Here is a 25,312-nt window from a genome sequence, read left to right on the forward strand (position 1 = left end):
ATTTTGAACATTAGCAAGAGGTCATTAAGTTGAGCGATATGGCAAAAAATCTTATTTTATGGTTAGTTATTGCAGTTGTACTTATGTCTGTTTTCCAGAGTTTTACTCCTGGAAGCGGCAATGAACAACAAGTAGATTACACACAATTTATCCAAGACGTACGTCAAGGGCAAATTAGAGAAGTTGACGTTGATAGAAATGGCGTTATTAATGGTATTAAACGTAGCGGTGAGAACTTTGTTACAGTTATCCCGGGTGGCTATGATCGTGATTTAATCAATGATTTAGTTAAACAAGGCGTAAATGCATCCGGCGAATTACCAGAAGAACCTAGTTTCTTAATGACTATCTTTGTTTCTTGGTTCCCAATGATATTGCTTATTGGTGTCTGGATTTTCTTCATGCGTCAAATGCAAGGTGGTGGCGGTAAAGGCGCGATGAGTTTCGGAAAATCGAAAGCGCGCTTATTAGGCGAAGATCAAATTAAAACTACCTTTGCTGATGTTGCAGGTTGTGACGAAGCAAAAGAAGAAGTATCTGAATTAGTCGATTATTTGAAAGACCCATCACGCTTTCAAAAACTTGGTGGCCGTATTCCATCAGGCGTATTGATGGTGGGTCAACCCGGTACCGGTAAAACTTTATTAGCAAAAGCCATTGCCGGTGAAGCTAAAGTTCCGTTTTTTACTATTTCTGGTTCAGACTTTGTTGAAATGTTTGTTGGTGTTGGTGCCTCTCGTGTGCGTGACATGTTCGAACAAGCGAAAAAATCAGCGCCTTGTATTATCTTCATCGATGAAATTGATGCTGTTGGTCGCCAACGTGGCGCAGGTATGGGTGGTGGTCATGATGAACGTGAGCAAACACTAAACCAAATGCTAGTTGAAATGGATGGTTTTGAAGGTAATGAAGGCGTTATTGTTATTGCTGCAACTAACCGTCCAGACGTGTTAGATCCGGCATTACTTCGTCCTGGTCGTTTTGACCGTCAAGTCACTGTTGGTTTGCCTGATATTCGTGGCCGTGAACAAATTCTTAAAGTACATATGCGTAAAGTACCATTAGGTGACGATGTTAAAGCGTCGGTTATTGCTCGTGGTACCCCAGGCTTTTCTGGTGCTGACTTAGCTAACTTAGTTAACGAAGCGGCATTGTTTGCAGCCCGTTCAGCACGACGCGTTGTGGGTATGGCTGAATTTGAAAAAGCGAAAGATAAAATCATGATGGGTTCAGAGCGCCGTTCAATGGTAATGAGCGAAACTGAAAAAGAAATGACCGCTTACCATGAAGCGGGTCACGCTATTGTTGGTCGCTTAGTACCTGATCATGATCCAGTTTACAAAGTCAGTATTATGCCACGTGGCCGTGCGTTAGGTGTCACTATGTACTTACCTGAACAAGACAGATTTAGTCATAGTAAACAGCACTTGGAAAGTAATATTTCATCGTTATACGGTGGCCGTATTGCTGAAGAAATGATTTACGGTTTTGAAAAAGTGTCAACAGGTGCATCAAATGATATTGAACGTGCCACGCAACTTGCCCGTAAAATGGTAACACAATGGGGCTTTTCTCAAAAAATGGGTCCTATGCTATTTGCTGAAGAAGAAGGTGAAGTATTTTTAGGCAGAACATCGTCTAAATCACTGAACATGTCTGACGAAACAGCACGCGCTATTGATGAAGAAATTAAAGACTTTGTTAATCGTAACTATGAACGTGCAGCGACTATCTTAAAAGAAAATGAAGATATTTTGCATGCGATGAAAGATGCGTTAATGGAATATGAAACTATTGATGCCTTGCAAGTAGATGATCTAATGAATCGTACTAAAGTTCGCCCACCGGCTGACTTTGATGGTAGGAACTCTGATGATAAATCAGATAACAATGCTGACTCTAGTAAACCATCAGCAAAAAAAGATGATGAGAAAAAGGAATCAACTGAATCTTCAAGCTCAACTGAACCTTCAGATATTCCTGCTAAATAAATAGCATATATGACATAAAAGCCTCAATGGTTAAATCATTCGATTTATCAGCTATTGAGGCTTTAACTTATGTAAAGTTTGAACATTATTTATCAACAAAATTAATAAAGAGCATATGCAGGTAAATTATCTTAATTGTCCAAACTCAAGTCTCGACTTATCGACACCGCAAGTGATGGGTATTCTTAACCTTACCCCAGATTCATTTTCAGATGGTGGCAAGTACATGCAACTTGAACATGCGCTTGCACAAGTTGAACGTATGATTGCTGATGGTGCTAGCATTATTGATATTGGTGGTGAGTCAACACGACCAGGTGCTGCGGAGGTCAGTGAAGCCGATGAGTTAGCGCGTGTTATTCCAGTGCTTATTGCCATTAAGCAACGCTTTAATATTTTAGTGTCGATTGATACGAGTAAAGCAGCGGTAATGAACGCGGCAATAACTGCCGGTGCTGATATGATTAATGATGTTGCAGCCTTACAAAATGAAGGTTGTTTAGCGGCGGTGGCGCAAAGTAATATTCCGCTTTGTTTAATGCATATGCAAGGTTTACCTCGCACCATGCAAAACAATCCCAGTTACCAGCATGTGATTAACGATATAGTAACGTTTTTTCAACAACGAATTGAGGCTTGCCTTAGTGCAGGCATCGCGCGTGAGCGCATAATTTTAGATCCGGGTTTTGGTTTTGGAAAAACACTTGCGCAAAATTATCACTTATTAGCGAATTTATCTGCATTCTCTCAGCTAAAACTACCTTTACTTATTGGTGTTTCGCGTAAATCTATGATAGGAAATTTATTAAATCGAGATGTTAAACAACGTCTTGCCGGTAGCTTAAGTGCTGCCATTATTGCCGCCCAACAAGGAGCCAATATTATTCGTGTGCACGATGTTGCTGCAACCGTGGACGCATTAACAGTATTACAAGCCGTAACTGATAATCAGTAAACAGCTAAGATTAAAAAGCTAATAGCAAAGCCATTAGCGCAATGGAGAAACTCATGTCAGAAAGAAGATATTTCGGTACCGATGGAATTCGTGGTTTAGTCGGACAATACCCAATTACCCCAGAATTTGTTATGAAGTTAGGTTATGCCGCAGGCCGCGTTTTAGCTGCACAAGGCACTAAAAAAGTACTTATTGGGAAAGATACCCGTATATCAGGCTACATGTTGGAATCAGCATTAGAAGCAGGGTTCTCTGCTGCCGGTATTGACATTGGTTTACTTGGGCCAATGCCAACGCCAGGCATTGCTTATTTAACTAAAACCTTTCGTGCGGAAGCTGGTATTGTTATTAGTGCGTCGCATAATCCATTTTATGATAATGGTATTAAATTTTTCTCACAAGATGGTCAGAAATTACCAGATGACGTTGAATTAGCTATTGAAGCTGAGCTCGATAAAGATATGGGCTGTGTAGAATCTGCGCATTTAGGTAAAGCCAATCGTATTGCTGATGCGGCTGGGCGCTATATTGAATTTTGTAAAAGTAACTTTCCAAGCCAATATTCTTTAAAAGGTATGAAAATGGTAGTGGACTGTGCCCATGGTGCAACCTACCATATTGCGCCTGATGTTTTTCGAGAGCTGGGGGCTGAAGTTATTGAAATTGGTACCTCACCAAACGGCACCAATATTAACCATGAATGTGGCGCAACATCTATGGCAGCAATTAGCGCTGCGGTAGTTGAACATCAAGCGGACCTTGGTATTGCTTTAGATGGTGATGGTGACCGTTTAATGATGGTAGATCATACCGGCTATGTTATTGATGGTGATGAGTCAGTTTATGTTATTGCTTGTAACGATTTGAAAAGTGGCAATATCGATGGTGGTGTTGTTGGCACATTAATGAGTAATATGGGCCTAGAACTAGCGCTAGCTGATATGGGGGTTCCATTCGTTCGTAGTAAAGTCGGTGACCGATACGTGATGGAAATGCTCAAACAAAAAGGCTGGCAATTAGGTGCGGAAAACTCTGGCCATGTCATCAACTTAAACCATACATCAACAGGTGATGGTATTATTGCGGCATTGAATGTTTTAACGGCTATTTGTAATACCGGTAAAGCCTTATTCGAATTACGCCAAGGCATGACCAAGTTACCACAAGTTTTAGTCAATGTTAGATTTTCGGGTGATAGCGATCCTTTAGTTAATGATGAAGTTGTTGCTGCTGTTAAAAAAGTGAATGAAACATTGACCGGTCGTGGCCGTGTGTTGTTGAGAAAATCAGGCACTGAACCACTGATCAGAGTTATGGTTGAAGGCCCTGAACACGATGAAGTAACAGCCTTAGCTCACAATATTGCTGACGCCGTTAAGCTTGCATGTTAGGGGTAACTATTCGACCATTTCATCATGTCGAATAAATATTAAGCAATTGAACAAGATATTGCTTGAAAAACTTGTATCTTGTCGACAGGTTAGTTAATATCTCGCCGCTTTGATTTAGGAATGAAAAATGAATAGACGCGCAATAGTTGCAGCAAACTGGAAAATGAATGGCAGTTTGGCATTAGTCAACTCAATGGTTTCAGAGTTAAACAGTTTAACGTTAAATGAAAATGTTGAAGTTGTTGTCTGTCCTAGCTTTCCTTACTTAGCGGCATTTAGTTTAGTCAGCACTGAGCTGAAATTGCCGAAGGTATTCAGCTTAGGCGCTCAAAATTTAAATGAGCATGCTAAAGGTGCATTTACGGGGGAAGTATCCACCTCAATGTTACAAGAAGTTGGTGTCAATTATGTCATACTAGGACACTCAGAACGTCGTAGTATATATAAAGAATCAAGTTCATTAGTTGCACAAAAAGTTAAAGCTACGCTAGCGGCAAACTTGAAACCTATTTTATGTATAGGTGAAAGTGAAGAAGAGCGAATGGCAGAGCAAACCGAAGTCGTTTTAGCCGCGCAATTACAGCCGGTGATTGATGAAATAGGTATTGAAAATTTTAAAGATGTTGTTATTGCGTATGAGCCAGTTTGGGCAATAGGTACAGGAAAAACAGCATCGCCAGAAATGGCACAAGCAACACATCACTTTATTCGTGAATTTATCGCGAAAATTGATGAAAACGTCGCAGTTAAAGTGCCATTGTTGTATGGTGGCAGTGTCAATGCGACAAACTGTGAAGAATTATTTGCACAAGCCGATATCGATGGTGGATTAATCGGCGGTGCTAGTTTAAAAGCTGATGAATTCAAAGTAATTTGCTCAGCAGCAAAGGGATAATAAAATGTTGTATCAAGTGTTAATTGTAGTGTATTTGATCGTTGCTTTATGTTTAATTGGCTTAGTGCTTATTCAACAAGGTAAAGGTGCTGATATGGGCGCATCATTCGGTGCTGGTTCATCAGCAACTATTTTTGGCTCAAGCGGTTCAGGTAACTTCTTAACTAAAGCGACTACTTACTTAGCGATTGCTTTTTTTGTTATTAGCTTAGTGTTAGGTAACTTAACCGCTAATCGTGTTAAAGCGACGGATGAGTGGAATAATATTGACACTCCTGCGGGACAAGTTGCTCCTGCAACTGATGCTATTCCAACTGATAGTGTTGAGCCTAAAGCTAATAATACTGATGTGCCAAGTAGTGATGTTGCAACAGAAAAAGATAGCGACGTACCAGGCTAGTTTAAAAAATTTGCAGATATGGCGGAATTGGTAGACGCGCCACCTTGAGGGGGTGGTGCCTTAGGGCGTGAGAGTTCGAGTCTCTCTATCTGCACCAAATACAGGTTCTAATAGAACCCATAAAAAACCGGAATAACCTATTTAAACTAGGTGTTGCGGTTTTTTTATGTCTGAAGCATTTTGGTAAAATCTGATGATTTTAGTAGCAATAAAGCTAACACTCATTATTTGTTGATAAGAGAATGTTACTAAAATGGCTAAAACGTCCTAACCATTAACCAATACAGAAGTAAGACAAGCAAAGTCTAAAGACAAGAAGTATAACTTGTTAGATGACTACGGTTTAATGCTCGGAGTAAAACCTACGCGAACTAAACGTTAACTATTCAATTATGACTATCCGAACACTAAAAGCGTAACTCAATGGGTTTTGGAAGCTAGCCTGAAGTAGCCTTGGCACAAGCCAGAAAAACGTGCTGAGACTAAAGCTTTATTGATCCAGGATATTGACCCTAAAGAACAAAAAGATATTCAACTTGTCGTTAATAATACTTTTGAAAGTATTATTAACGAGTGGTTCACTATTAAAAAGCAAAAATACCAGAAACTACTATAAGAAACTTTTGCTGTAATATTGAAACCATGTTTTTCCTAATTAGCACATAGAAAACTCAGTCTTAGAAACAGTATCGAAAACTACAAATATTAAGCATTTTAAACTAGCATAAAACGCACTAATTACTTTATAAAACATAGTTATGTGGTAGATTACCCTTAATATGAATAACCCTTTAAGTTTATCGCCACAACAACTATTAGCCTCAAGCCAAAAGTTACGGAAACTTAAACACTTTCAAGGTAAACTCTTATGTCGGACAATTTCTCTTCTACAGCAGCATTTTTATGGTCGGTTGCTGATCTTCTCCGTGGTGATTTCAAACAAAGCCAGTACGGGCGTATTATCTTACCTTTTACGCTATTAAGACGTTTAGAATGTGTACTTGAGAACACCAAGCCAAGCGTACTTACAATGTATGAAACTGTTAAAAACAAACCAATTGAAGCGCAAGATAAAATACTTACCCACGCTGCCAAATTAAGCTTTTATAACACCAGTAAAATGGATTTGAACAAATTGGGTGAAACAGGTGTAGCGCAAAACCTTGAAAGCTATGTACAATCTTTTAGCCCTAATGCCCGTGAAATATTCGAACACTTTGATTTCTTCAATACTATCGACAAATTAGAAGAAGCTGACTTACTTTATAAAGTAGCAAAACGCTTTGCAACAACTGACCTTCATCCTGAAGTGGTTGATAACCATAATATGGGTTTAGTGTTTGAAGAATTAATCAGACGATTTGCTGAAAGCTCTAACGAAACCGCAGGGGAACACTTTACTCCACGAGATATTGTCCGTCTAACCACCTCATTAGTATTTTGTAATGATGATGACCTTCTTACTCAGTCTGGTTTAGTTCGCAGCATTTACGATCCAACGGCTGGTACAGGTGGCTTTTTATCATCAGGCATGGAATACGTACATGAACTTAACGACAAAGCCGCATTATCAGCATTTGGGCAAGAATTAAACCCTGAGTCATACGCTATCTGTAAAGCCGATATGCTCATTAAAGGGCAAAAGGTCGATAACATTAAATTGGGTAATACCTTATCTGACGATCAGCTACCAACCGAAAAATTTGATTATATGTTATCTAATCCACCCTTTGGTGTAGATTGGAAAAAAGTACAAAAAAAAATTAATGACGAGAACAAAGAAAAAGGCTTTGAAGGTCGTTTTGGCGCAGGCTTACCAAGAGTGTCAGACGGTTCATTATTATTCTTAATGCACTTAATTAGCAAAATGCGCCCACTTACGCCTAATTCAAAAGAAAGCGGTTCACGTATTGGTATTATCTTAAATGGCTCGCCTTTATTTACAGGTGGTGCAGGCTCAGGTGAAAGTGAAATAAGACGTTACGTGCTTGAGAACGATTTACTTGAAGCAATAATCGCTTTACCTACCGATATGTTCTACAACACAGGTATTGCTACCTATATCTGGGTTTTATCGAATAACAAACCAGCACAACGTAAAGGCAAAGTTCAACTGATTAATGCCTCTAAAGAACGAGCTAAGAAAGGCGGTAGAGGTCGCAGTGGCGGTGGTGAATCTGATGCACCAGTTGAAAACGTGTTTTACCAAGCAATGCGTAAATCTCTAGGTAGTAAACGTAAAGAACTCACCGAAGAAAGTATAGAAACTATCGTTAAAACTTATGGTCAGTTTGTTGAAAACGACTTTAGTAAAATATTTGATTATCAAGATTTTGGTTACAGACGCATTACCGTAGAACGGCCATTAAAATTAGCGTTTGAAGTAACTGAAGAGAATTTTGAAAGTTATAATCAAGAATATATTAAGAAAAACACACCTAAAGCTAAAAAAGGTGAATCAGAATTAAATGTTTTGCTTCAAGCACCTGCTGCTTACACCGAACTACAGTCGTTGATTGGTAGTGAGAAAATATTAAGCCGATCAGCATTCTTTAACAGACTCTCTGAAAAGCTATCAGCAAGTGAGAAAAAGCTTATTTGTAAACATTTTGGTGAGCAAGATGAAAATGCTGAAACTTGTCTTTTTGAATCAGGTAAACAAAAAGGACAACCAGAGCCAAACCCTGACTTACGAGATAATGAGAACGTACCATTAAACGAATCAGTGCAAGACTACTTTGAACGTGAAGTATTACCGCACGTTCCCGATGCTTGGATTGATGAAAGTAAGGTTGATAGCAAGGATGGTGAAGTCGGCATTGTCGGTTATGAAATACCATTTAACCGCCATTTTTATGTATACCAACCACCAAGAGCATTGGAAGCAATTGATGCCGATTTAGATGCTGTTTCAGCCGATATTATGAAGTTACTGCAAGAGGTGCATTCATAATGACAGGTCGCTATCAGGAATATCCTGAATACAGAGATTCAGGAGTTAAGTGGTTGGGGGATGTGCCTATTTCTTGGGATGTGATTCCATTAAAGCATTTAGCAGAGCTAAACCCTAAAAAATCAGGTATTAAAGAAAAGAAACTTTCTGAGCTATGTAGTTTCTTGCCGATGGAAAAGCTGAAGTTAAACAGTTTAAAACTTGATGAAACGAAAAACGTTTCAGATGTTTATGACGGATATACTTATTTCGAAAATGAAGATTTACTTATAGCGAAAGTAACGCCATGTTTTGAGAATAAAAACATGGCAATAGCCAAAGAACTGCATAACGGTTTAGGTTTTGGTTCATCTGAAATTTACGTGCTAAGGGCTAATGCAAAATTAAATAATCAGTTTTTATTCTATCGCCTACAAGAAGATAGTTTTATGGAAATAGCAATTGCAGCTATGTCGGGAGCAGGTGGCTTGAAACGTGTTCCTGCTGAAATAATAAACACATACACTGCTGCATTTCCTTGTATCCAAGAACAACAAAAAATAGCCTATTTCCTCGACCATGAAACGGCAAAAATTGACACCTTAATTGCCAAGCAAGAAAAGTTAATTGAGCTATTAAAAGAAAAACGCCAAGCCGTTATTTCCCATGCTGTCACCCGTGGCCTGCCTTCACTTAACGGACGTGCTACGCCAATGAAAGACTCAGGCGTTGAATGGTTAGGTGAAGTGCCTGAGCATTGGCGAGTAGTTAAATTAAGCTATTTCTTGAAATTACAAAGTGGTGACACGATTACCTCTAGTTTGATAGAGAAAGAAGGTAAATATCCAGTATTCGGTGGAAACGGACAAAGAGGATTTACTTCTAGTTATAACTGCGATGGTGAATATGTCTTAATAGGAAGACAAGGTGCTTTGTGTGGCAATATCAACATTGCTAAAAATAAATTTTTTGCATCTGAACATGCTGTAGTTGTTTATCCATACGTTAAGTTTAATCTGATTTTCATTTCTGAATTTTTAAGATTTATGAATTTAGGGCAGTATTCAGTTTCAGCAGCGCAACCAGGTATTTCTGTTGAAAGAATTAAAGGATTAAAAATAGCCATTCCTCCTCTAAGTGAGCAGATTACAATTGCGAAATATTTAGAAAATAAAATATCAATATTTGAGCGTTTAACTGAAAAGTCGACAGCCCAAATAACTTTATTAAAAGAACGTAAAACAGCGCTTATCTCTGCTGCTGTTACTGGAAAAATAGATGTGCGTCACTTTGCCTTAAAAGAGGAGGTAAATCATGGTTGATAACTTTACTGTCAATAATAACAACGAATTAACACCCAATGCACCGCAAGGAGAATTTATTCTTTTTCAAAGTGCTAACGGGAAAACTAAGGTTGAGTGTCGATTTGAGTCAGACACTTTGTGGTTAACACAACAAGCGATGAGTGATTTATATCAAATTACGCCACAAGCTATCACCCAACATATTAAAGCGATTTATGATGAAGAAGAACTTGTACAAAATTTAACTTGTAAGTATTACTTACAAGTTGGACAAGAAGGTAGTCGGCAGGTTACACGTAATAAATTACATTACAGTCTACCTGTAATTATTGCCGTAGGTTATCGGGTACGTTCTGCACAGGGTACTCAATTTAGAAAATGGGCGACAACAACCATTGAAGAGTATTTGGTAAAAGGTTTTGTCATGGACGATGAACGTCTTAAAAACCCTCCCGTGGGTCATTCTGCAGTGCCTGATTACTTTGATGAAATGCTTGAACGTATTCGCGATATACGGGCAAGTGAACGGCGAGTATATTTACGTGTAACGGATATTTTTGCGATGGCATCTGATTATATGCCAAGCACTAAAGAAACCACTTTGTTTTTTCAAATGATACAAAATAAATTGCACTTTGCCAGTACAGGGTTAACGGCCGCTGAATTAATATCACAGCGTATAGGCGCAGATAAACCTAACGCAGGCTTAACTAGCTTCAAAGGAGACGAAGTTAGAAAAACCGATGTTACTATTGCTAAAAATTATTTAACGCAAGATGAAATTACAGGGCTTAATCGCATTGTAAATATGTGGCTTGATTACGCTGAAGATCAAGCATTACAAAGAAAACAGATATTACTCGCTAACTGGACTGAGAAACTTGATCAATTTTTAGCTTTTAACAACCGTGATGTTTTACAAGGTGCAGGACACATAACAAAAGCAGATGCTGATGATAAAGCTAAACGAGAATTCGATAAATATTCAGCAAAAAGGCGCGGATTAAAAGAAGCCGAAGGCGCAAAAATGAACATTGAATATTTAAGGTCGATGCTTAAAAAAGACAAGGAATAGTTAATAAAATGTCGAATAAATCACAAGAAGCCAAAACCAGAGAAAATAGTTTTCAAAATGATATTTTAGACCAAATGCAATCACATGGATGGTTGCTAGGTGAGTCTAAAAAATATAATAAAGAATTGGCGTTATACCCTGAAGATTTAATTAGCTTTGTTCAAACGACTCAACCAGAACAATGGGAAAAGCAATTAAAGATACATGCTAAGAATCCCGAAGAAGCATTATTAAAAACGGTTGTTAGGGATTTATCTGCCAGTAATAAAGGAGCACTTTGGGTTTTACGTAATTTAGTTAAAGACAGAGGTGCCAAGTTTAGTTTATGTACTTTTAAACCTGATCATGGTTTAAATCCTGATGCTATTAAACGTTACGATCAAAATATATTACGCGTTGTACCTGAGCTGGTATATTCACCTAATAATTATGAAGGTCGAATTGATTTAACTTTGTTTGTAAATGGTCTTCCTGTTGCCACCTTAGAGCTAAAATCTGAATTTAAACAGGCATTAGATAATGCCAAAATTCAATATATGAAGGATCGTCAACCTAAAGATCCTAAAACTAAAAAGCCTGAGCCATTATTAACCTTTAAACGTGGAGCATTAGTTCATTTTGCTGTTAGCCAATATAACGTAGCTATGACTACTCGTTTAGCAGGTAAAAAAACATTTTTCTTACCTTTTGACCAAGGTACAAGCGAAGGTGCTGCTGGTAATGAGGTTAATCCAAATGGCTATTCAACAGATTACTTGTGGAATGAGATTTTTGAAAAAGATAACCTCTTAACTATTCTTGGTCGATATATTCATCTGCAAGTTGAAGATAAAGAACAGCTTGATGGCACAATAATTAAAAAAGAAACGTTAATATTTCCTCGTTATCATCAGTGGTCTGCCGTATCGACTTTGTTAAATACTGTTGAAACAGAAGGTACAGGTGAAAAGTATTTAATTCAACACAGTGCTGGATCTGGTAAGTCAAACTCTATTGCTTGGTTGTCACATCAATTAGCATCATTACACTATTACTCTGATCATGAAGCCCTTAAAAAACAAGTGGGTGATAAGGTTTTTGATTCGGTAATTGTTATTACTGATAGAACGGTACTTGATAGCCAATTGCAAGATACTATTTATCAGTTTGACCATAACGAAGGCATGATCGCCCGTGTTAATCGCGAAGAAGCACAAGGCAGTAAATCAAGCCAATTAGCAGGTGAATTAAAAGCTAGTACCTCAATTATTATTGTAACTATTCAAACCTTTCCACACGTATTAGAAGCTATTCGTAAAGACTTAACGTTAGCTGGTAGAAGCTTTGCTGTTATTGCTGATGAAGCACATTCAAGCCAAACGGGAACCACTGCACGTAAATTACGTGAAGTATTGATGGCTGAACAACTAGGCGATGATGAAGAGTTAGATAGTGAAGATATATTAAGGCTAAGTTTAGAAGCCAGAAAAGGCTCTAAAAACATTAGTTATTTTGCTTTTACCGCTACGCCTAAAGGTAAAACATTAGAGTTATTCGGTCGTTGCCCTGATCCTGATTCACCAGCAGCCGATGACAATAAACCAGAAGCATTTCATGTTTATTCAATGCGTCAGGCGATTGAAGAAGGTTTTATATTAGATGTATTGCAAAACTACACCAGTTACCGCGTAGCGTATCAATTAGCACATCAAAATCCTGAAAGCGACCATGAAGTAGATAGTAAAAAAGCGGCTTCTAAAATGGCTAAATGGGTACGATTACACCCACATAATATCGCGCAGAAAGTTGAAACTATTATTGAGCATTTCAACAGTAAGATTAAACACCTATTAGGTGGTGAAGCTAAAGCTATGGTGGTGACATCAAGCAGATTAGAAGCAGTAAGGTACAAGCTGGCGTTTGAAAAGTACGTTGCTAACAAAGGCTACGACAATGTTAATGCAATGGTGGCATTTTCAGGTGAAGTGAATGATCCTGATTTTCCTGATTCAGCATTCACTGAAAAAAATATGAACCCCAATTTACGCGGTAGAGACATGCGTAAAGCGTTTGATACCACTGATTATCAAGTAATGTTGGTTGCCAATAAATTTCAAACAGGTTTTGATCAGCCTAAATTAGTCGCTATGTATGTTGATAAACCATTAAAAGGCGTTGAATGTATTCAAACTCTTTCAAGGTTAAACCGTACGTACCAAGGGAAAGATAAAACCTTTGTACTTGATTTTGTTAATGACCCTGAAGAGGTTTTGGCAGAATTTAAGGTCTACTTTCAAACGGCTGAGTTAGCTGGCGTGTCAGATCCTAATATTGTTTATGACATTATGGAAAAACTTAATGCTGTTGGTATTTACCAATGGATTGAAGTTGAAAACTTTGTTGAAGCTTATAACAACAAACGCACTAAACAAGAAAAGTTAGCCAATATTTGTAAACCTGCGGTTGAGCGTTTTTCTGTGCGTTATAAAGAAGCCACGCACGTGATGGATATTGCTAGAGCTGAATTAGAAAAAGCTAAAGCAGAAAACAACGATAAGAAAATTAAATTTGCTGAAAATAGTGTTAAAAACGCTAAAGAAGCACGAGATATTATTGAAGTATTTAAAAAGGACTTAATTTCATTTTGCCGTTATTACGAGTTCAGTTCTCAAATAGTCGATTTTGATGATTTCGATTTAGAAAAACTCAGTATTTTTGCCAAGCATTTACACCCGTTACTGCGATTTGATGTGTTGCAGGACGATATAGATTTATCTGATGTGGCAATGACTCACTACCGCTTGCATGAGCAACGCGAAGCTAATTTAGAACTTGGATACAAAGTAGGTGAAGAACCTAAATCATATTTAGCTCCAACAAAAGAGAGTAGTGGTGCAACTCCAAAAGATGCTCAGACTGAATTATTAAATGAAATCATTAGCAGAATGAACGATCTTTTTGTTGAAGATGGCTTAACAGAAGGCGATATGGTTAATTATGCTAATACTATCGCTGGTAAAGTTTCAGAAAATGATACGGTAATGGATCAACTTCGCAACAACACCAAAGAACAAGCCATGTTAGGCGCATTTCCTGAATCAATTAACGATGCTGTTATACAAAGTATGGGCGCACATGAAAGTATGGCAATGAAAGTGTTATCAAATGAATTTGTAGCTAAAGGTTTTGCTGAATTGATGTTTGATGTGTTGATGAAAGGTTTGAGTAAAAATGGTTTGACACCGCAGCCATAGATAAATTAAGGAAGTAGTATTAGATGAATGAAATCAAAACGGATTTAGATTTTACTAACCAGTTTACGGGTGTTATTTATCAGGATTATCAAACCGCAATTGAGTTTTTGAATGATAATCCTGATTATTCTTTATTAAAATTTGGGAAAATAATAGAAGAGTTATGTGTTTTAATTGCAGGTAAAACAGCATTCGGATTCTCTATAAATAATTTGTATGACCGAATTGAGGCTCTGAATGATTCAGGGGTAATAAATCGAAATATAAAACATATATTTCATTAGCTAAGAATCATTTGTAACGACGGTGTGCATAATAAGAAGGACTCTCAAGTAAATGATGATGTTACATTTATTCAAGAAACTAAAAATAAATGTGTAGAAAAAGTCAAAGTCTGCTAGAAAGCATATTATAGAATTATTTGAAGATGTTTACTTATTACTTAATAGACATAAAAACAACAAAAGGAATTCGTTAATCCCTTTTGTTGTTTATTTATTGTTGATTAAGCTGTGACTATTTTTTTACCCATTGACCAGCAGCATTTTGAATTAAATGACCTGACTGTGTTTTCGCTAAGGCTTTTTGACCGGCTAAAGCGGTGACTTGCTGCAGTGTGATTTTATTTTTTCTGGCTAAATTAAGATAAATTTCTTTACGCTTTTCATTAACACTAGCAACTAAGCTTTTCGCTTCAGCACTATTGACGACTACCCCTAAATAACCGTTTGGCATTTCGCCAACTAGACCTTGCTGTTTTGCATCGTCAAGTGAAATAGCCCAGGCTGAAAATGCCATGGTTGATACTAATAGCGCGCAGGTTAATTTTTTAACTAGTTTATTGGTTATATTACTACTTAGTTTACTCATGATTATCTCCTAAAATACGTCGCTATCGTCACTAAAAATGTCATCGAGTTGTTTATCAACTTTCACTTTAATTTCATGATCTATTTTTAAGTTTAAATTAATGGTGATCGGCTCTTTTGCGCTGACTTCTATCTTATGTGTACAGCCACTTATTATAAAAATAGCTAACACTGCGGTTAGTATTTTATTCATACTTACTCCTTAATGTTTTTGTAAACCTTTGATAATACGTTCTTCAAATTGTTCGGTAATTGACATTGATTCAAGTAAACCTAATAGATCATAGCTTAAGTTCAAATTCAAATTTACATCGTTGTCGATATCTGGATTACGGCCTTTAATTACCGTTGCTAATAGCATATAGCCGTCATCCGCCATAGAAACATCAGAGGACAGTTGATGATAATGCAAGTTTTGCAATGCATCAAACGCTAACTGTAATTGACTGTTATTTGCTTTTAGCTCTTCTACCGCAGGGTTATTCATTACTTGAATAAGGCCATGAGTGACATTATGTAACTCACCTTTTTCCATGGTGTATTTTTCGCCATCAAAAATAATCGGTAATTGACCTGAGACACTACCAGTCACAACAATGCCTTGTTTTTTATCTAATGCTAATACTTGCTCTAAGTCTATAGAGGTAAGCTGAACGTCAACTGAATGGCTGTGTTCTAATGGCCATTGAATATTTGGAATAGCAAAGCTTCCACCTAAAATATTGCCTTTGAGTTGACTTGCGGTAATTTTAAAATCTTTTTGGTAACTTAAAGCAGTGTTAACTGACAATTTTGCTATCGGTGTCGGTGTGTCTATTAGAGCGACCGTTAGGTTTTCCTCAACGCTGTGTTGCGTGGTTAACTTAGCGTTTTGATAGTTAAAATTTTGCTGCCAATTAAGTTCTTGCAACCAAATATCTTCAACTTCACCGCTGACGGAAGCAACCGTTAATGAGATAACTAACGGTGTGTTTACTATGTTAGATAAGTCACTGACTTGACCCGTTACGCTATAACTTAGCGTGCCATCGACTAAAGCCACCTTGACCGGTAATTGCATATTGAGTGACAACAAATCAGTTAATGATAATACTTTAGCAGTGAGGGCAATATGGGGTTTCTCTATTGCACCTGAAATAGCTAAAGTTCCTAATGGCACTGAGTCAGCGCTAGCAAGGGTGGTTATTTGAATGTTATTAACATTACCGGTTATATTGCTGTTGAGCGTTAGTTTATTGATATTGAGTTGTTTGGGTACTTGTAATTTACTCGCTACACTGTCGATTGTTAAATTTAAGCTGAACGCTTGTTGGTCTGGAATGCGTATATCGCCTTGCAGACGGTTTTTTATGTTTTTAATTGATAGTAGTTTTTTATTGCCGGAGTTCTGTTCAGACACTATGGCGATATTATTGTTCGACAAAAACGAATTTTCAGTAATATTTATTAGCGTTTCATGTTGAGTTTGACGAATAGAGCCTTGTAACATTATTTCAACAGCTTCAGAGGTGAAGTTATTGATTGCGGAAAGTTTCAGTGAACTATTAAGCACAAAGTCTAGCTGAGTTAAAAAAACGTTTTTTTCTGATAGCTGATTGCCAGTGGTGTTATTTTTTGCTGAATTGTTGCTCAGTGTCTTCTCGGCATCGTTTGCACTTAGTTGCTAGTTGTCTGCAAGCTTAGCGCTTTTATGGTTAGGGGTTATGAACTGATGGAGATCTAAAACAATATTGTTTAAGTTAAGTTGATGAACAGGCTCAATATTGTTTGTTTTTTTACCTAGCTCGTTTGCTGGATTAGTGCCTAGAGCAGAATTTGGTGTGGCGTTTGCAATATTTTTTGCGGTAACTTTTAAGCTAGACAGCGTCAGTTGTTGCGCCTTGAAACGGTAAAAAAAATCACCATCAGGGTTTAGCGTGAACTGGTTAATAGGATTGTCTTTTAGCAAGGTGACAAGCTCAGGGGGTAAATCATTATTACTCAATAGCGCGAGTAAATGTGGTTGGCTAAACTGTAATTGTAAGGCATTGCTAGCCGGAAAATGTAAAGCAAGTTCTGTATCGTCTTTATGTGTTTTATGGCTAGTTGAAAAATTTATTTCAGTGTTTATATCTAGCGCTCCACTGAGCTTAAAAGGTCCACTTGCTTCGATGCCAGTATCAGCCTTAAGGCTAAAAGCACTTAATTGGTTATTTAAAGTTAGTCTATCGCCCTGATAATTGATTAGACTGCGAAGCTCTCCATTAGCTGTAATTGCCTGTGTAAGCGCTGTTATTGATACAGGCAGTGGTATGTTATGTCGATAAAAAAAGTCAGTTAAGAGCGATAGCTGAGCGCTTAATTCTAGGGAGAAGTTTTCTTGCGCTGCTGGTTCATTTTTAGAAAACTTAGCCGCGAGCAATGTCTGCTGTTGATGATCTTGTAATCGCATTTCAAGCTGACTGCCGTTAGCTGTAAAATGCCCAAAATAACTATCATTTAAATTACTTATATCGGTTTTGCTATTTTTATAGCGATTCGTCTTGTTGTTATCGATCACTTGATAGGGAATATAACGCAATTGTTTCACTGCAATATCAAAAGGTAAATCAAACTGAGCTAGTTGAGATAAAGCTGCTTGTAATTGTTGTGAGGCTGATAATTCACTCGGTTTTTTCTCGGCATTTTTCTGGGAGCTTCTTTGGGCATCAATGAGATAAGGAACTAGCTCCGCTTTACCATTTATACTCAGCGATGCAATATCGATAGTTTTTATTTTTTGGCTTGAAGTTAACGCAAGGCTTATTGCCATATCACGAATATCAACCTTAGCTTGCGGTGTTTCTATACATAAAGCACTTATTGTCAGTGCTAAATCAGTGCTCAGGTGAAAGTTGAGACAAGTGATTTTAGCTTGGTATAAAGCTAATTCTGTTTTGCTAATACTGTTTATGATACTGACACGGGCAATATAGCCGATAATTAAGGCGCTAAGACTGATGCTAATAACAAGTAAGGTTTTTTTCGGAAAGTTCATCGGTTGGTTTTTCTTCCTTCATCCATGTTTTCTTGTCAAGTAACACCTACTGTATTGTTGTTGTGCTATGGGATCAATAAAAATCAGTGCTTTGAATAATTTATGCCTAATTATCGATTAATTTATCTCTAACTTCGGCTAATTTGTGATAAAAATTATCATTATTGAGGCGGAGTTAGTTGTATCAGCTTCTGTAGAAACGTTATGATATCGACATTTTTTACTGTTACCCATATAAAGAGAGATGCATGTCAGCTGTTCCATTAGATAGAATTACCATTGAGCCAAGTTTGCCTGCCACAGCCTGTGTTATTTGGTTACACGGTTTAGGCGACTCTGGAGCTGGATTTTCGCCCATCGTACCTGAACTAAGATTACCTACAAGTCATACGGTACGCTTTATTTTTCCTCATGCCCCTGAGCAACCAGTAACCCTTAACCAAGGTTATGTTATGCGCTCATGGTACGATATTAAAAGTATGGACTTGCATAACCGCGCTGATATGGCCGGTGTACTTGAATCTGAAGCTAAAGTTAAAGCCCTGATCAAAGAACAAAATGATAAAGGTATTGCAACCAGTAATATTGTTTTAGCCGGTTTTAGCCAAGGTGGTGTGGTAAGTATGTTTACCGGTTTACGCTACCCTGAGAAACTAGCGGGTATTATGGCGTTATCATGCTACTTACCTAATGCCGATGGATTACCAGAACAACTTAGTGTGGCAAATAGCGATACAAATATTTTGCAATTACATGGTGATAATGATGATGTTGTACCATTAAGTGCCGGTAAAATGGCCAATAAATTACTGAATGAGAAAAACTATCCGGTAACGTGGAAAACGTACCCAATGGCGCACAGTGTTCATCCAACAGAAATTCGTGACATTGCTTCGTGGTTAGTTGCACGTTTAAATATTACCTAAGGTTTACATAGCCATAAGGACAGTCAAATGCCAGAAGTTAATGTTAAGCTTGTTTTTGAAAAAGAAAATAAAAACAGCATTCGGTTCAAAGAGGTGCCTGAGCCAGGAAAAGCAGAAGTGTTGGGCAGTATCTATTTGCAAAAATGGCTTGCCGGCAATGCTAAATCAATTGAAGTCTCGGTGAAAGTGCCGAACGAGTAGTATTATTATTTTGCGCTAGCGGTTTGCTAGCGTATTTTATTTACTGATATTTATGCTAACTATAGTGTTAATTCACTTTATTAAATATCAGTAGGCGGTTATTCGCTGGCATAGGGTGATCATCTGCTAACAATAAACCGGCATTCTTGGCTAAAGCTATTATTGCTTCAATATCACGAATAGCACTTTCGCTATCTCGCTCTTTCAGCCAAAGATCAAAACCGGCATTACTTTCACTCGTGTACTGGCCTTGATAATTAAATGGCCCATAAATACACAATTTTCCCTGTTGATTCAAATGTTGTGACACAGCATTAAAAAACGCTTCAACTAGCGGCCAGCTAACAATATGTAGCGTATTAGCGGTGTATATCGCATCAACAGCCTTTATGGGCCAGTCATGATTTAAATCAAGCGTTACCGGTGCTAGTAGGTTATTGGTAGGTTGTTCTTCGAGCCACAAATTAATGCCTTGATGATTAATAGCCATGTCACTGGTTTGCCATGTTAACCAGGGTAAGTTTGGTGCGAAGTAGACTGCGTGCTGGCCGGTACCAGAGCCGACTTCTAGTAGCGTTTTACAATCTTTTAAACTCTCGATTAATAACGGCAGAATAGCAGTTTTGTTGTTTTCACAGGCTTGGGAAAAAGGTTTATTCATGAGTTTTCTCAGTTCAGTTCAGTTAAATTCAATTTGGTTCAGTCAGTAAATTTATTATTACTAAATAAAGTTAAGCCTTTCATCTATTCGGATAATTTAAAAGGTAATAATTGTTGGCATTGCTGTTGATACGCTCGCATTTGCTGTTGTTCCTGTAAACAAAAACCTTTAATGGCAGGTTTAAATGCCTGATGCTTTATCCAATGATATGAAGTGGTCAGTTTAGGTTCAAAGCCCCGTGCTATTTTATGTTCGCCTTGTGTGCCGGGATGAAATAAAGCCAGGTTGTTGTCAATACAAAACGCTATGCCTTGGTAATAGCACAATTCAAAATGTAAGTTATTATACGACTGCGTACAGCCCCAATAGCGGCCATATAAACTATCGTCATCAAAGAAAAACCAGGCACAAGCAATGTCTTCACCTTGACAGCTGGCAATGATCAATAAAATATGTTCAGGTAACTGTTTAACTATTGTTTGAAAAAACTCAAAAGTTAAATGCGGCGTATGTCCACGTCTTAAATACGTCAGCTGATAAGTTAAATAGAAGAAGTCTAATTCTGCAGCACTTATATTTTTCCCGATAATACGCCTAACCGATATACCTTGCTGACTTATCGAGCGTCGTTCTTTGCGGGTGTTTTTTCTTTTTCGCGCGGTAAAAGTAGATAAAAAATCATCAAAGTCTCGATAACCATAGTTAAGCCAATGAAATTGTACGGTATTGCGTTGATAAATATCATCACTTTGTTGAGTGGTTATTTCAGCTTCGTCTTGGCTATAGAGTAAATGCCAACTGTTGAGTTGTTGATTTTGACAGTGGTGGCTTAAAAGTTCGAAAACGTCAGTCAGTTTAAAATTGTTCGATAATAACTTATTACTGGTGACAGGCGTAAAAGGTACGGTTGCGACCAACTTAGGGTAGTAGGGGATATTATGTTGTTGGTAGGCATCTGCCCACGCCCAATCAAAAACGTATTCACCCCAGGAGTGCGACTTAATATACGTTGGTAATATAGCTAAAATGTCATTGTTATTATCACGCCATTGTAAATGATGCGGTTGCCAGCCTTGCTTTTGCCCGATTGAGCCACTGGCTTCTAAGCAATGAAAAAATTGATAGTTTGAAAATAGTGATGGATGGCTATTTAGTCGCTGCCAGTCTTGCTCTGCAATATCGGTAATTTTATCTACAAACTCAATTTTCACTGATTATTCTGTTACTTGATATAATTGATAATGACAGCTTATCAGATGCTTAATGCTTATTAGGTATTTATTTGAGAGCTATTAAATTTTCTTGAACAGTTGTTGAGGCATAAACGCTTGCTATTATTTCGGGCTGTTCGATTTATTAGCTGCTTTAGCCGCCACTAAATCGAACTAAAATTAATGGTCTTTAAATGAGTGATTCTTCAACACAGGTAATTTCTAAAGATAACTTGCTTGGCATCACTTGTCGTCATAAGTGAGCATTGATTTTTCTTAATGCTGGCTTCGATTCATTGAGTTATCACATTTGCCCCCGTATAATGCGGGCAAAACTCTTAAGGTAAATTGCTAATATGACAACGCCAAACACACTCAGTGACTTTTTAATGCAAGTAAAAGAAAATCAACTTATTTGGGCACTCCAAGATAAAGCTAGTGAAGATTGGGTGGTACTTGATTCGATTAACTTTGAAAATACCGATGTCATGCCACTTTGGTCAACAGAAGCTTTAGCAAAAAGTCATTGTGTTGAAGAGTGGGCGGAATATACCCCAGTAGCAATAACAGTTGCTGATTGGATGGAGTTTTGGGTTGAAGACTTACTAGAAGATGGCGTTATTATTGGTCTAAACTGGCAAGAAAATGATGATTGCTTTGAACTAGAGTTAGCTGAATTTACTCAATCGTTAGCAACAGTGGAAGCGTTATAAGTCAAATCAATACTTTAGTCTCGTTAAACATCTTGAAATAAGCACTGCGTTTTTCAAGATGTTATCTGTTCTATTTATATCTCTTGCTTTTTAATTACTTCCTTTTAGTACTAATTCTTAATTCTGTTTAAAATGATAATGTGATTATTCATTATCAATAGTCATATTGCTTATTAAATGCACCACTGATGATTTTAAAATCGATTATGGTTATAAAAACCAGGAGATAAAAAATAAATTATTTTTCTTTAATTTATCGGCTAGCACTAATGGCATAAATGCCATTTAGCGATTTTTTATCGACTCACTCAAATATTGCAGCAGTAAAACCTCCTTAAAATTTTACATTTAATTTCATTTGGTTACGCTTAGTTACAAGTGGGCTTTGTTGTTCTAAAGGGAAAAATAATAATAATTTTTCTGCCGACCAGAGATATAGCCTTTATATTTCAAAAATAAACCTAGCATATTTTTAGCTTTACTCTCATTAAAAATATTGAAATAGCGCTATAACTTATCGGGTCAAATTAAGCAGTTAGCCATATTGTTCTATTAAATGTTGCATGAGACGAATTATTAGACAATTTTATTGGACTATGAGTAATTTGAACTAAAGTTAAACCTTTAAGCTTAAGCAAACAGGAATGAAATATGGTGAAAGCACTATTGGAAAAAGGTTACTGCATCTTAAATTCAACGAAAAAATTGGATTTTATTGCACCATTATTAATGCGCTTGTACTTAGTGCCTATTTTTTGGATGGCTGGCACACATAAAATAGACGGTTTTGACAATATCGTGCAATGGTTTGGTAACGATGATTGGGGGTTGGGTTTACCCTTTCCATTTGTTCTTGCCATATTAGCTATAGCTGCGGAGGTTATTGGTGCTATTGCCCTATTGCTCGGCTTAGGTGTGCGTTTAATGGCTGTTCCTATGATGTTTACTATGATCATTGCGATGACATCTGTGCATGGACAGTATGGCTGGCAAGCGATTGCCGATGCGAATGCGCCATTTGCTAATGAACGAGTTGAAGCATCAGTAGAGAAAAAAGAAATTATCATTTCGCTGTTACAAGAGCATGGTAATTACGAGTGGCTTACTAGTAGTGGGAATATCACTATTTTAAATAATGGAATCGAATTTGCGGCCACTTATTTCATTATGCTTTTAGCACTATTTTTTATCGGTGTTGGCCGTTATGTCAGCCTTGATTACTGGTTGAAACGAAAATTATTACCCAATGCATAAATAACTTATATAGATAATAATACAACAGAAAAGTCGGAGAATATGATGAGTCAAAATACTAAAGCTAAGTTTCAAGGTACCGCCGTTGCATTAGCGGTTGCTGGTTTAATGAGCTGTGCAACAATTGCTGCTGAACCAACGAGTAAAACAGCTACGGCAAACAATAATGTAGCTGAAATGGCACACTGCTACGGTGTCAACAAATGTAAGGGGCATAACGACTGTAAAACGGCTGAAAATGCTTGTAAAGGTCAAGCGGCATGTAAAGGCCACGGCTTTGTTGCTATGTCAGAAAAAACGTGTGATGACATTGGTGGTACAGTTAAAGATGATTGGCGCGATGCAGTCAATACGGCTGAGTTGGCGCATTGTTATGGCGTTAATGTTTGTAAAGGTCATAATGACTGTAAAACAGCTGAGAATGCCTGTAAAGGGCAAGGTTTTGTCGCGCTTGCTGCACAAACATGTGACGATGTTGGAGGTACGGTTGGCGAATAATCAACCAACTGATAACCTGACAGGAGAGCATTTGCTCTCTTTGTCTAATGTTGTGGTACCTGAACACTTTCTTGGTTTTGGCCTTGGCTTAAGAACAGAACATTTTCAGGATGTGCTTAACGACAAACCTAATATTGATTGGTTTGAAGTTGTTTCAGAAAACTTTATGGTTGACGGAGGTAAGCCTAAGTATTATTTACACCGTATCCGTGAACTTTATCCGATGGTGATGCACGGTGTTTCTTTATCAATAGGTTCCACAGACCCCTTAAATTTCGATTATTTACGTAAACTGAAAGTACTTAGCAATGAATTGCAACCGGAATGGATCTCAGACCATTTATGTTGGACGGGAGCGAATGAAAAAAACAGTCATGATTTATTACCTTTACCTTACAATGATGAAGCGTTAAATCATGTGTGCCAGCGTGTTGAGCAGGTTCAAGAGTTTCTCGGCAGGCCGATACTCTTAGAAAACGTTTCAAGTTATTTAACTTATAGAAACTCAGAAATGACTGAGTGGCAATTTTTTAATGAGGTAGCTCGTCGTTCTGGTTGTGAAATATTACTCGATATCAATAATATTTATGTCAGTGCTCGTAATCATGATTTTAATCCACAAGATTATCTAAACGGTATTTCAGCAGATAAAGTTAAGCAATTTCACTTAGCAGGGCATAGTGATTACGGTGAGTATGTTATTGATACACATGATCACCCTGTGGCCGATCCTGTATGGCAGCTTTATCAACAGGCGTTGATACGTTTTGGTTGGATAAGTACGATGATTGAACGTGATGATAATATTCCGCCATTAGCGGACTTATTAGCCGAGGTCGACACTGCGCGAAAGCTTGCTAAAAATACTTTAGGCTTATTGAGTTAGAACAGTGTTGTTATAAGTAGGCTATCATTATGCTACCTATAAAATACAGGTGCAAAAATTATTAACATAAAAAGAGTAAAATAGTGTGAGTGAACTTTCATTACACTCTTTGCAACAACAAATGATGAGTTATTTAATCGATGATGAATCGGCAATTGCTCAGCACGTTGTTGAGCATGGTGGTATTAGCCGCGCAGCCCGTTTGCATATATACAAAAATGCCTATCAAATGCGTTTGAAAGAAACTATCGACAATGATCACCAAATGCTAGGCATGTATTTAGGCGATGATTTGTTTGAGCAAATGGTCAGCGGCTATATTACTGCTTACCCTTCAAATAATACCTCATTACGCAATTTTGCTGATTCATTACCGAACTTTCTTGCCAATCATACTCCTTTTAAAGCTTACCCACTCATTAGTGAATTAGCTCACTTTGAACGTTTGTTGATGGTGGCATTTGATGCTAAAGATGCTGAGCGTTTTACACGAAATAAACTTCTGGAAATACCAGCTGAACAATGGCCTAGTTTAGTTTTTCGTTTTCATCCTAGTGTGCAAATAGCCTCTTTTAATTTTAATACCGTTGAAACGTGGCAAGCTTTAAAACAAGAACACGCACCTGAGCCAGCCAAACCAGCTGCTAATGTATGGTTGTTATGGCGTAATAATCAGCGATTAACGCAATTTAGGTCATTATCACAACAAGAGCATGCTTTGATTAACATGATGCTTAATGGTGATAATTTTGCCCACTTGTGCGAGCAGCTTTTAAGTCAAAGTTCTGAGCAAGATATCAGTCAATTAGCCTTGAATTATCTATTATCATGGCTAGATGACGGCATACTCACCAATCAATAATATATGACTAAATGGTAAGTAGTGACGGCATAGCCCCAA

The 25,312-nt window shown here is 37.5% G+C and carries 23 protein-coding genes and 1 tRNA gene; 18 read left to right on the forward strand and 6 right to left on the reverse strand.

What is annotated here, in order from left to right; genetic code table 11:
* Positions 1–29 precede the first annotated feature (29 nt).
* The 11 genes from ftsH (at position 30) to FGD67_RS20980 (ending at position 14,460) form a co-directional block, all read left to right on the forward strand.
* Complete coding sequence (ftsH, locus tag FGD67_RS20930; protein ID WP_306556775.1) at positions 30–1,991, forward strand: ATP-dependent zinc metalloprotease FtsH; 1,962 nt, start codon at positions 30–32, stop codon at positions 1,989–1,991.
* A 115-nt stretch (positions 1,992–2,106) separates the two neighbouring features.
* Positions 2,107–2,946 (forward strand): dihydropteroate synthase, encoded by an 840-nt coding sequence (folP, locus tag FGD67_RS20935; protein ID WP_257172949.1) that lies wholly within the window; start codon positions 2,107–2,109, stop codon positions 2,944–2,946.
* A gap of 53 nt (positions 2,947–2,999) precedes the next feature.
* Complete coding sequence (gene glmM / locus FGD67_RS20940; RefSeq protein ID WP_257172950.1) at positions 3,000–4,337, forward strand: phosphoglucosamine mutase; 1,338 nt, start codon at positions 3,000–3,002, stop codon at positions 4,335–4,337.
* A 127-nt stretch (positions 4,338–4,464) separates the two neighbouring features.
* Positions 4,465–5,232: a triose-phosphate isomerase gene (gene tpiA, locus FGD67_RS20945; protein ID WP_257172951.1), complete on the forward strand. Its 768-nt coding sequence runs from the start codon at positions 4,465–4,467 to the stop codon at positions 5,230–5,232.
* Positions 5,233–5,236: 4 nt separating this feature from the next.
* Complete coding sequence (secG, locus tag FGD67_RS20950) at positions 5,237–5,632, forward strand: preprotein translocase subunit SecG (protein ID WP_257172952.1); 396 nt, start codon at positions 5,237–5,239, stop codon at positions 5,630–5,632.
* A gap of 12 nt (positions 5,633–5,644) precedes the next feature.
* A tRNA-Leu gene (locus tag FGD67_RS20955) sits at positions 5,645–5,729 on the forward strand.
* Between the two features lie 771 nt (positions 5,730–6,500).
* Entirely contained in the window at positions 6,501–8,585 is a 2,085-nt protein-coding gene (locus tag FGD67_RS20960; RefSeq protein WP_257172953.1) for a class I SAM-dependent DNA methyltransferase, read from the forward strand.
* A complete protein-coding gene (locus FGD67_RS20965; protein ID WP_257172954.1) occupies positions 8,585–9,886 on the forward strand; it encodes a restriction endonuclease subunit S in 1,302 nt (433 codons plus the stop codon). Before FGD67_RS20960 ends, FGD67_RS20965 begins: the two co-directional genes overlap by 1 nt.
* Positions 9,879–10,943 carry a virulence RhuM family protein gene (locus tag FGD67_RS20970; protein WP_257172955.1) on the forward strand — a complete coding sequence of 355 codons (1,065 nt, stop codon included), beginning with the start codon at positions 9,879–9,881 and terminating at the stop codon, positions 10,941–10,943. The genes FGD67_RS20965 and FGD67_RS20970 overlap by 8 nt, the downstream gene beginning before the upstream one ends.
* An 8-nt stretch (positions 10,944–10,951) precedes the next feature.
* Positions 10,952–14,176, forward strand: a complete 3,225-nt coding sequence (locus FGD67_RS20975; protein ID WP_257172956.1) for a type I restriction endonuclease subunit R — start codon at positions 10,952–10,954, stop codon at positions 14,174–14,176.
* A 23-nt stretch (positions 14,177–14,199) separates the two neighbouring features.
* Positions 14,200–14,460 (forward strand): hypothetical protein, encoded by a 261-nt coding sequence (locus FGD67_RS20980; protein WP_257172957.1) that lies wholly within the window; start codon positions 14,200–14,202, stop codon positions 14,458–14,460.
* Positions 14,461–14,692: 232 nt separating this feature from the next.
* Here FGD67_RS20980 and FGD67_RS20985 read toward each other — a convergent pair whose 3' ends face one another.
* From FGD67_RS20985 to FGD67_RS21000, 4 genes are all read right to left on the reverse strand, one after another.
* Positions 14,693–15,046, reverse strand: a complete 354-nt coding sequence (locus tag FGD67_RS20985; protein ID WP_257172958.1) for a YdbL family protein — start codon at positions 15,044–15,046, stop codon at positions 14,693–14,695.
* Between the two features lie 9 nt (positions 15,047–15,055).
* The gene (locus FGD67_RS20990) at positions 15,056–15,238 is read right to left on the reverse strand and encodes a YnbE family lipoprotein (RefSeq protein WP_257172959.1); all 183 of its coding nucleotides are present in this window, start codon (positions 15,236–15,238) and stop codon (positions 15,056–15,058) included.
* Between the two features lie 9 nt (positions 15,239–15,247).
* The gene (locus FGD67_RS20995) at positions 15,248–16,597 is read right to left on the reverse strand and encodes a YdbH domain-containing protein (RefSeq protein WP_257172960.1); all 1,350 of its coding nucleotides are present in this window, start codon (positions 16,595–16,597) and stop codon (positions 15,248–15,250) included.
* Positions 16,598–16,708: 111 nt separating this feature from the next.
* Positions 16,709–18,061 (reverse strand): hypothetical protein, encoded by a 1,353-nt coding sequence (locus FGD67_RS21000; protein ID WP_257172961.1) that lies wholly within the window; start codon positions 18,059–18,061, stop codon positions 16,709–16,711.
* 248 nt (positions 18,062–18,309) lie between these two features.
* On the opposite strand from FGD67_RS21000, the gene FGD67_RS21005 reads away from it, so the two are divergent.
* Together FGD67_RS21005 and FGD67_RS21010 are read left to right on the forward strand one after the other, a co-directional pair.
* On the forward strand, positions 18,310–18,987 hold the full coding sequence (locus FGD67_RS21005; RefSeq protein ID WP_257172962.1) for an alpha/beta hydrolase: 678 nt from the start codon (positions 18,310–18,312) through the stop codon (positions 18,985–18,987).
* A 27-nt stretch (positions 18,988–19,014) separates the two neighbouring features.
* Complete coding sequence (locus tag FGD67_RS21010) at positions 19,015–19,188, forward strand: hypothetical protein (protein WP_257172963.1); 174 nt, start codon at positions 19,015–19,017, stop codon at positions 19,186–19,188.
* A 67-nt stretch (positions 19,189–19,255) separates the two neighbouring features.
* On the opposite strand, the gene FGD67_RS21015 is transcribed toward FGD67_RS21010, so the two are convergent.
* Positions 19,256–19,849 (reverse strand): class I SAM-dependent methyltransferase, encoded by a 594-nt coding sequence (locus FGD67_RS21015; protein WP_257172964.1) that lies wholly within the window; start codon positions 19,847–19,849, stop codon positions 19,256–19,258.
* Between the two features lie 83 nt (positions 19,850–19,932).
* On the reverse strand, positions 19,933–21,060 hold the full coding sequence (locus FGD67_RS21020) for a GNAT family N-acetyltransferase (protein WP_257172965.1): 1,128 nt from the start codon (positions 21,058–21,060) through the stop codon (positions 19,933–19,935).
* 356 nt (positions 21,061–21,416) lie between these two features.
* On the opposite strand from FGD67_RS21020, the gene FGD67_RS21025 reads away from it, so the two are divergent.
* The 5 genes from FGD67_RS21025 to FGD67_RS21045 all read left to right on the forward strand — a co-directional run bounded on the left by FGD67_RS21025 (position 21,417) and on the right by FGD67_RS21045 (position 25,273).
* Entirely contained in the window at positions 21,417–21,773 is a 357-nt protein-coding gene (locus FGD67_RS21025; protein WP_257172966.1) for a DUF2750 domain-containing protein, read from the forward strand.
* A gap of 651 nt (positions 21,774–22,424) precedes the next feature.
* Positions 22,425–23,027, forward strand: coding sequence for a DoxX family protein (locus FGD67_RS21030; protein WP_257172967.1), 603 nt, complete (start codon positions 22,425–22,427; stop codon positions 23,025–23,027).
* A gap of 45 nt (positions 23,028–23,072) precedes the next feature.
* Positions 23,073–23,525 (forward strand): hypothetical protein, encoded by a 453-nt coding sequence (locus FGD67_RS21035; RefSeq protein ID WP_257175181.1) that lies wholly within the window; start codon positions 23,073–23,075, stop codon positions 23,523–23,525.
* A gap of 40 nt (positions 23,526–23,565) precedes the next feature.
* The gene (locus tag FGD67_RS21040; RefSeq protein WP_257175182.1) at positions 23,566–24,411 is read left to right on the forward strand and encodes a DUF692 domain-containing protein; all 846 of its coding nucleotides are present in this window, start codon (positions 23,566–23,568) and stop codon (positions 24,409–24,411) included.
* A gap of 85 nt (positions 24,412–24,496) precedes the next feature.
* Positions 24,497–25,273 carry a DNA-binding domain-containing protein gene (locus tag FGD67_RS21045; RefSeq protein ID WP_257172968.1) on the forward strand — a complete coding sequence of 259 codons (777 nt, stop codon included), beginning with the start codon at positions 24,497–24,499 and terminating at the stop codon, positions 25,271–25,273.
* Positions 25,274–25,312: the final 39 nt, after the last annotated feature.

The organism is Colwellia sp. M166 (assembly GCF_024585285.1).
Classification (GTDB): Bacteria; Pseudomonadota; Gammaproteobacteria; order Enterobacterales; family Alteromonadaceae; genus Cognaticolwellia.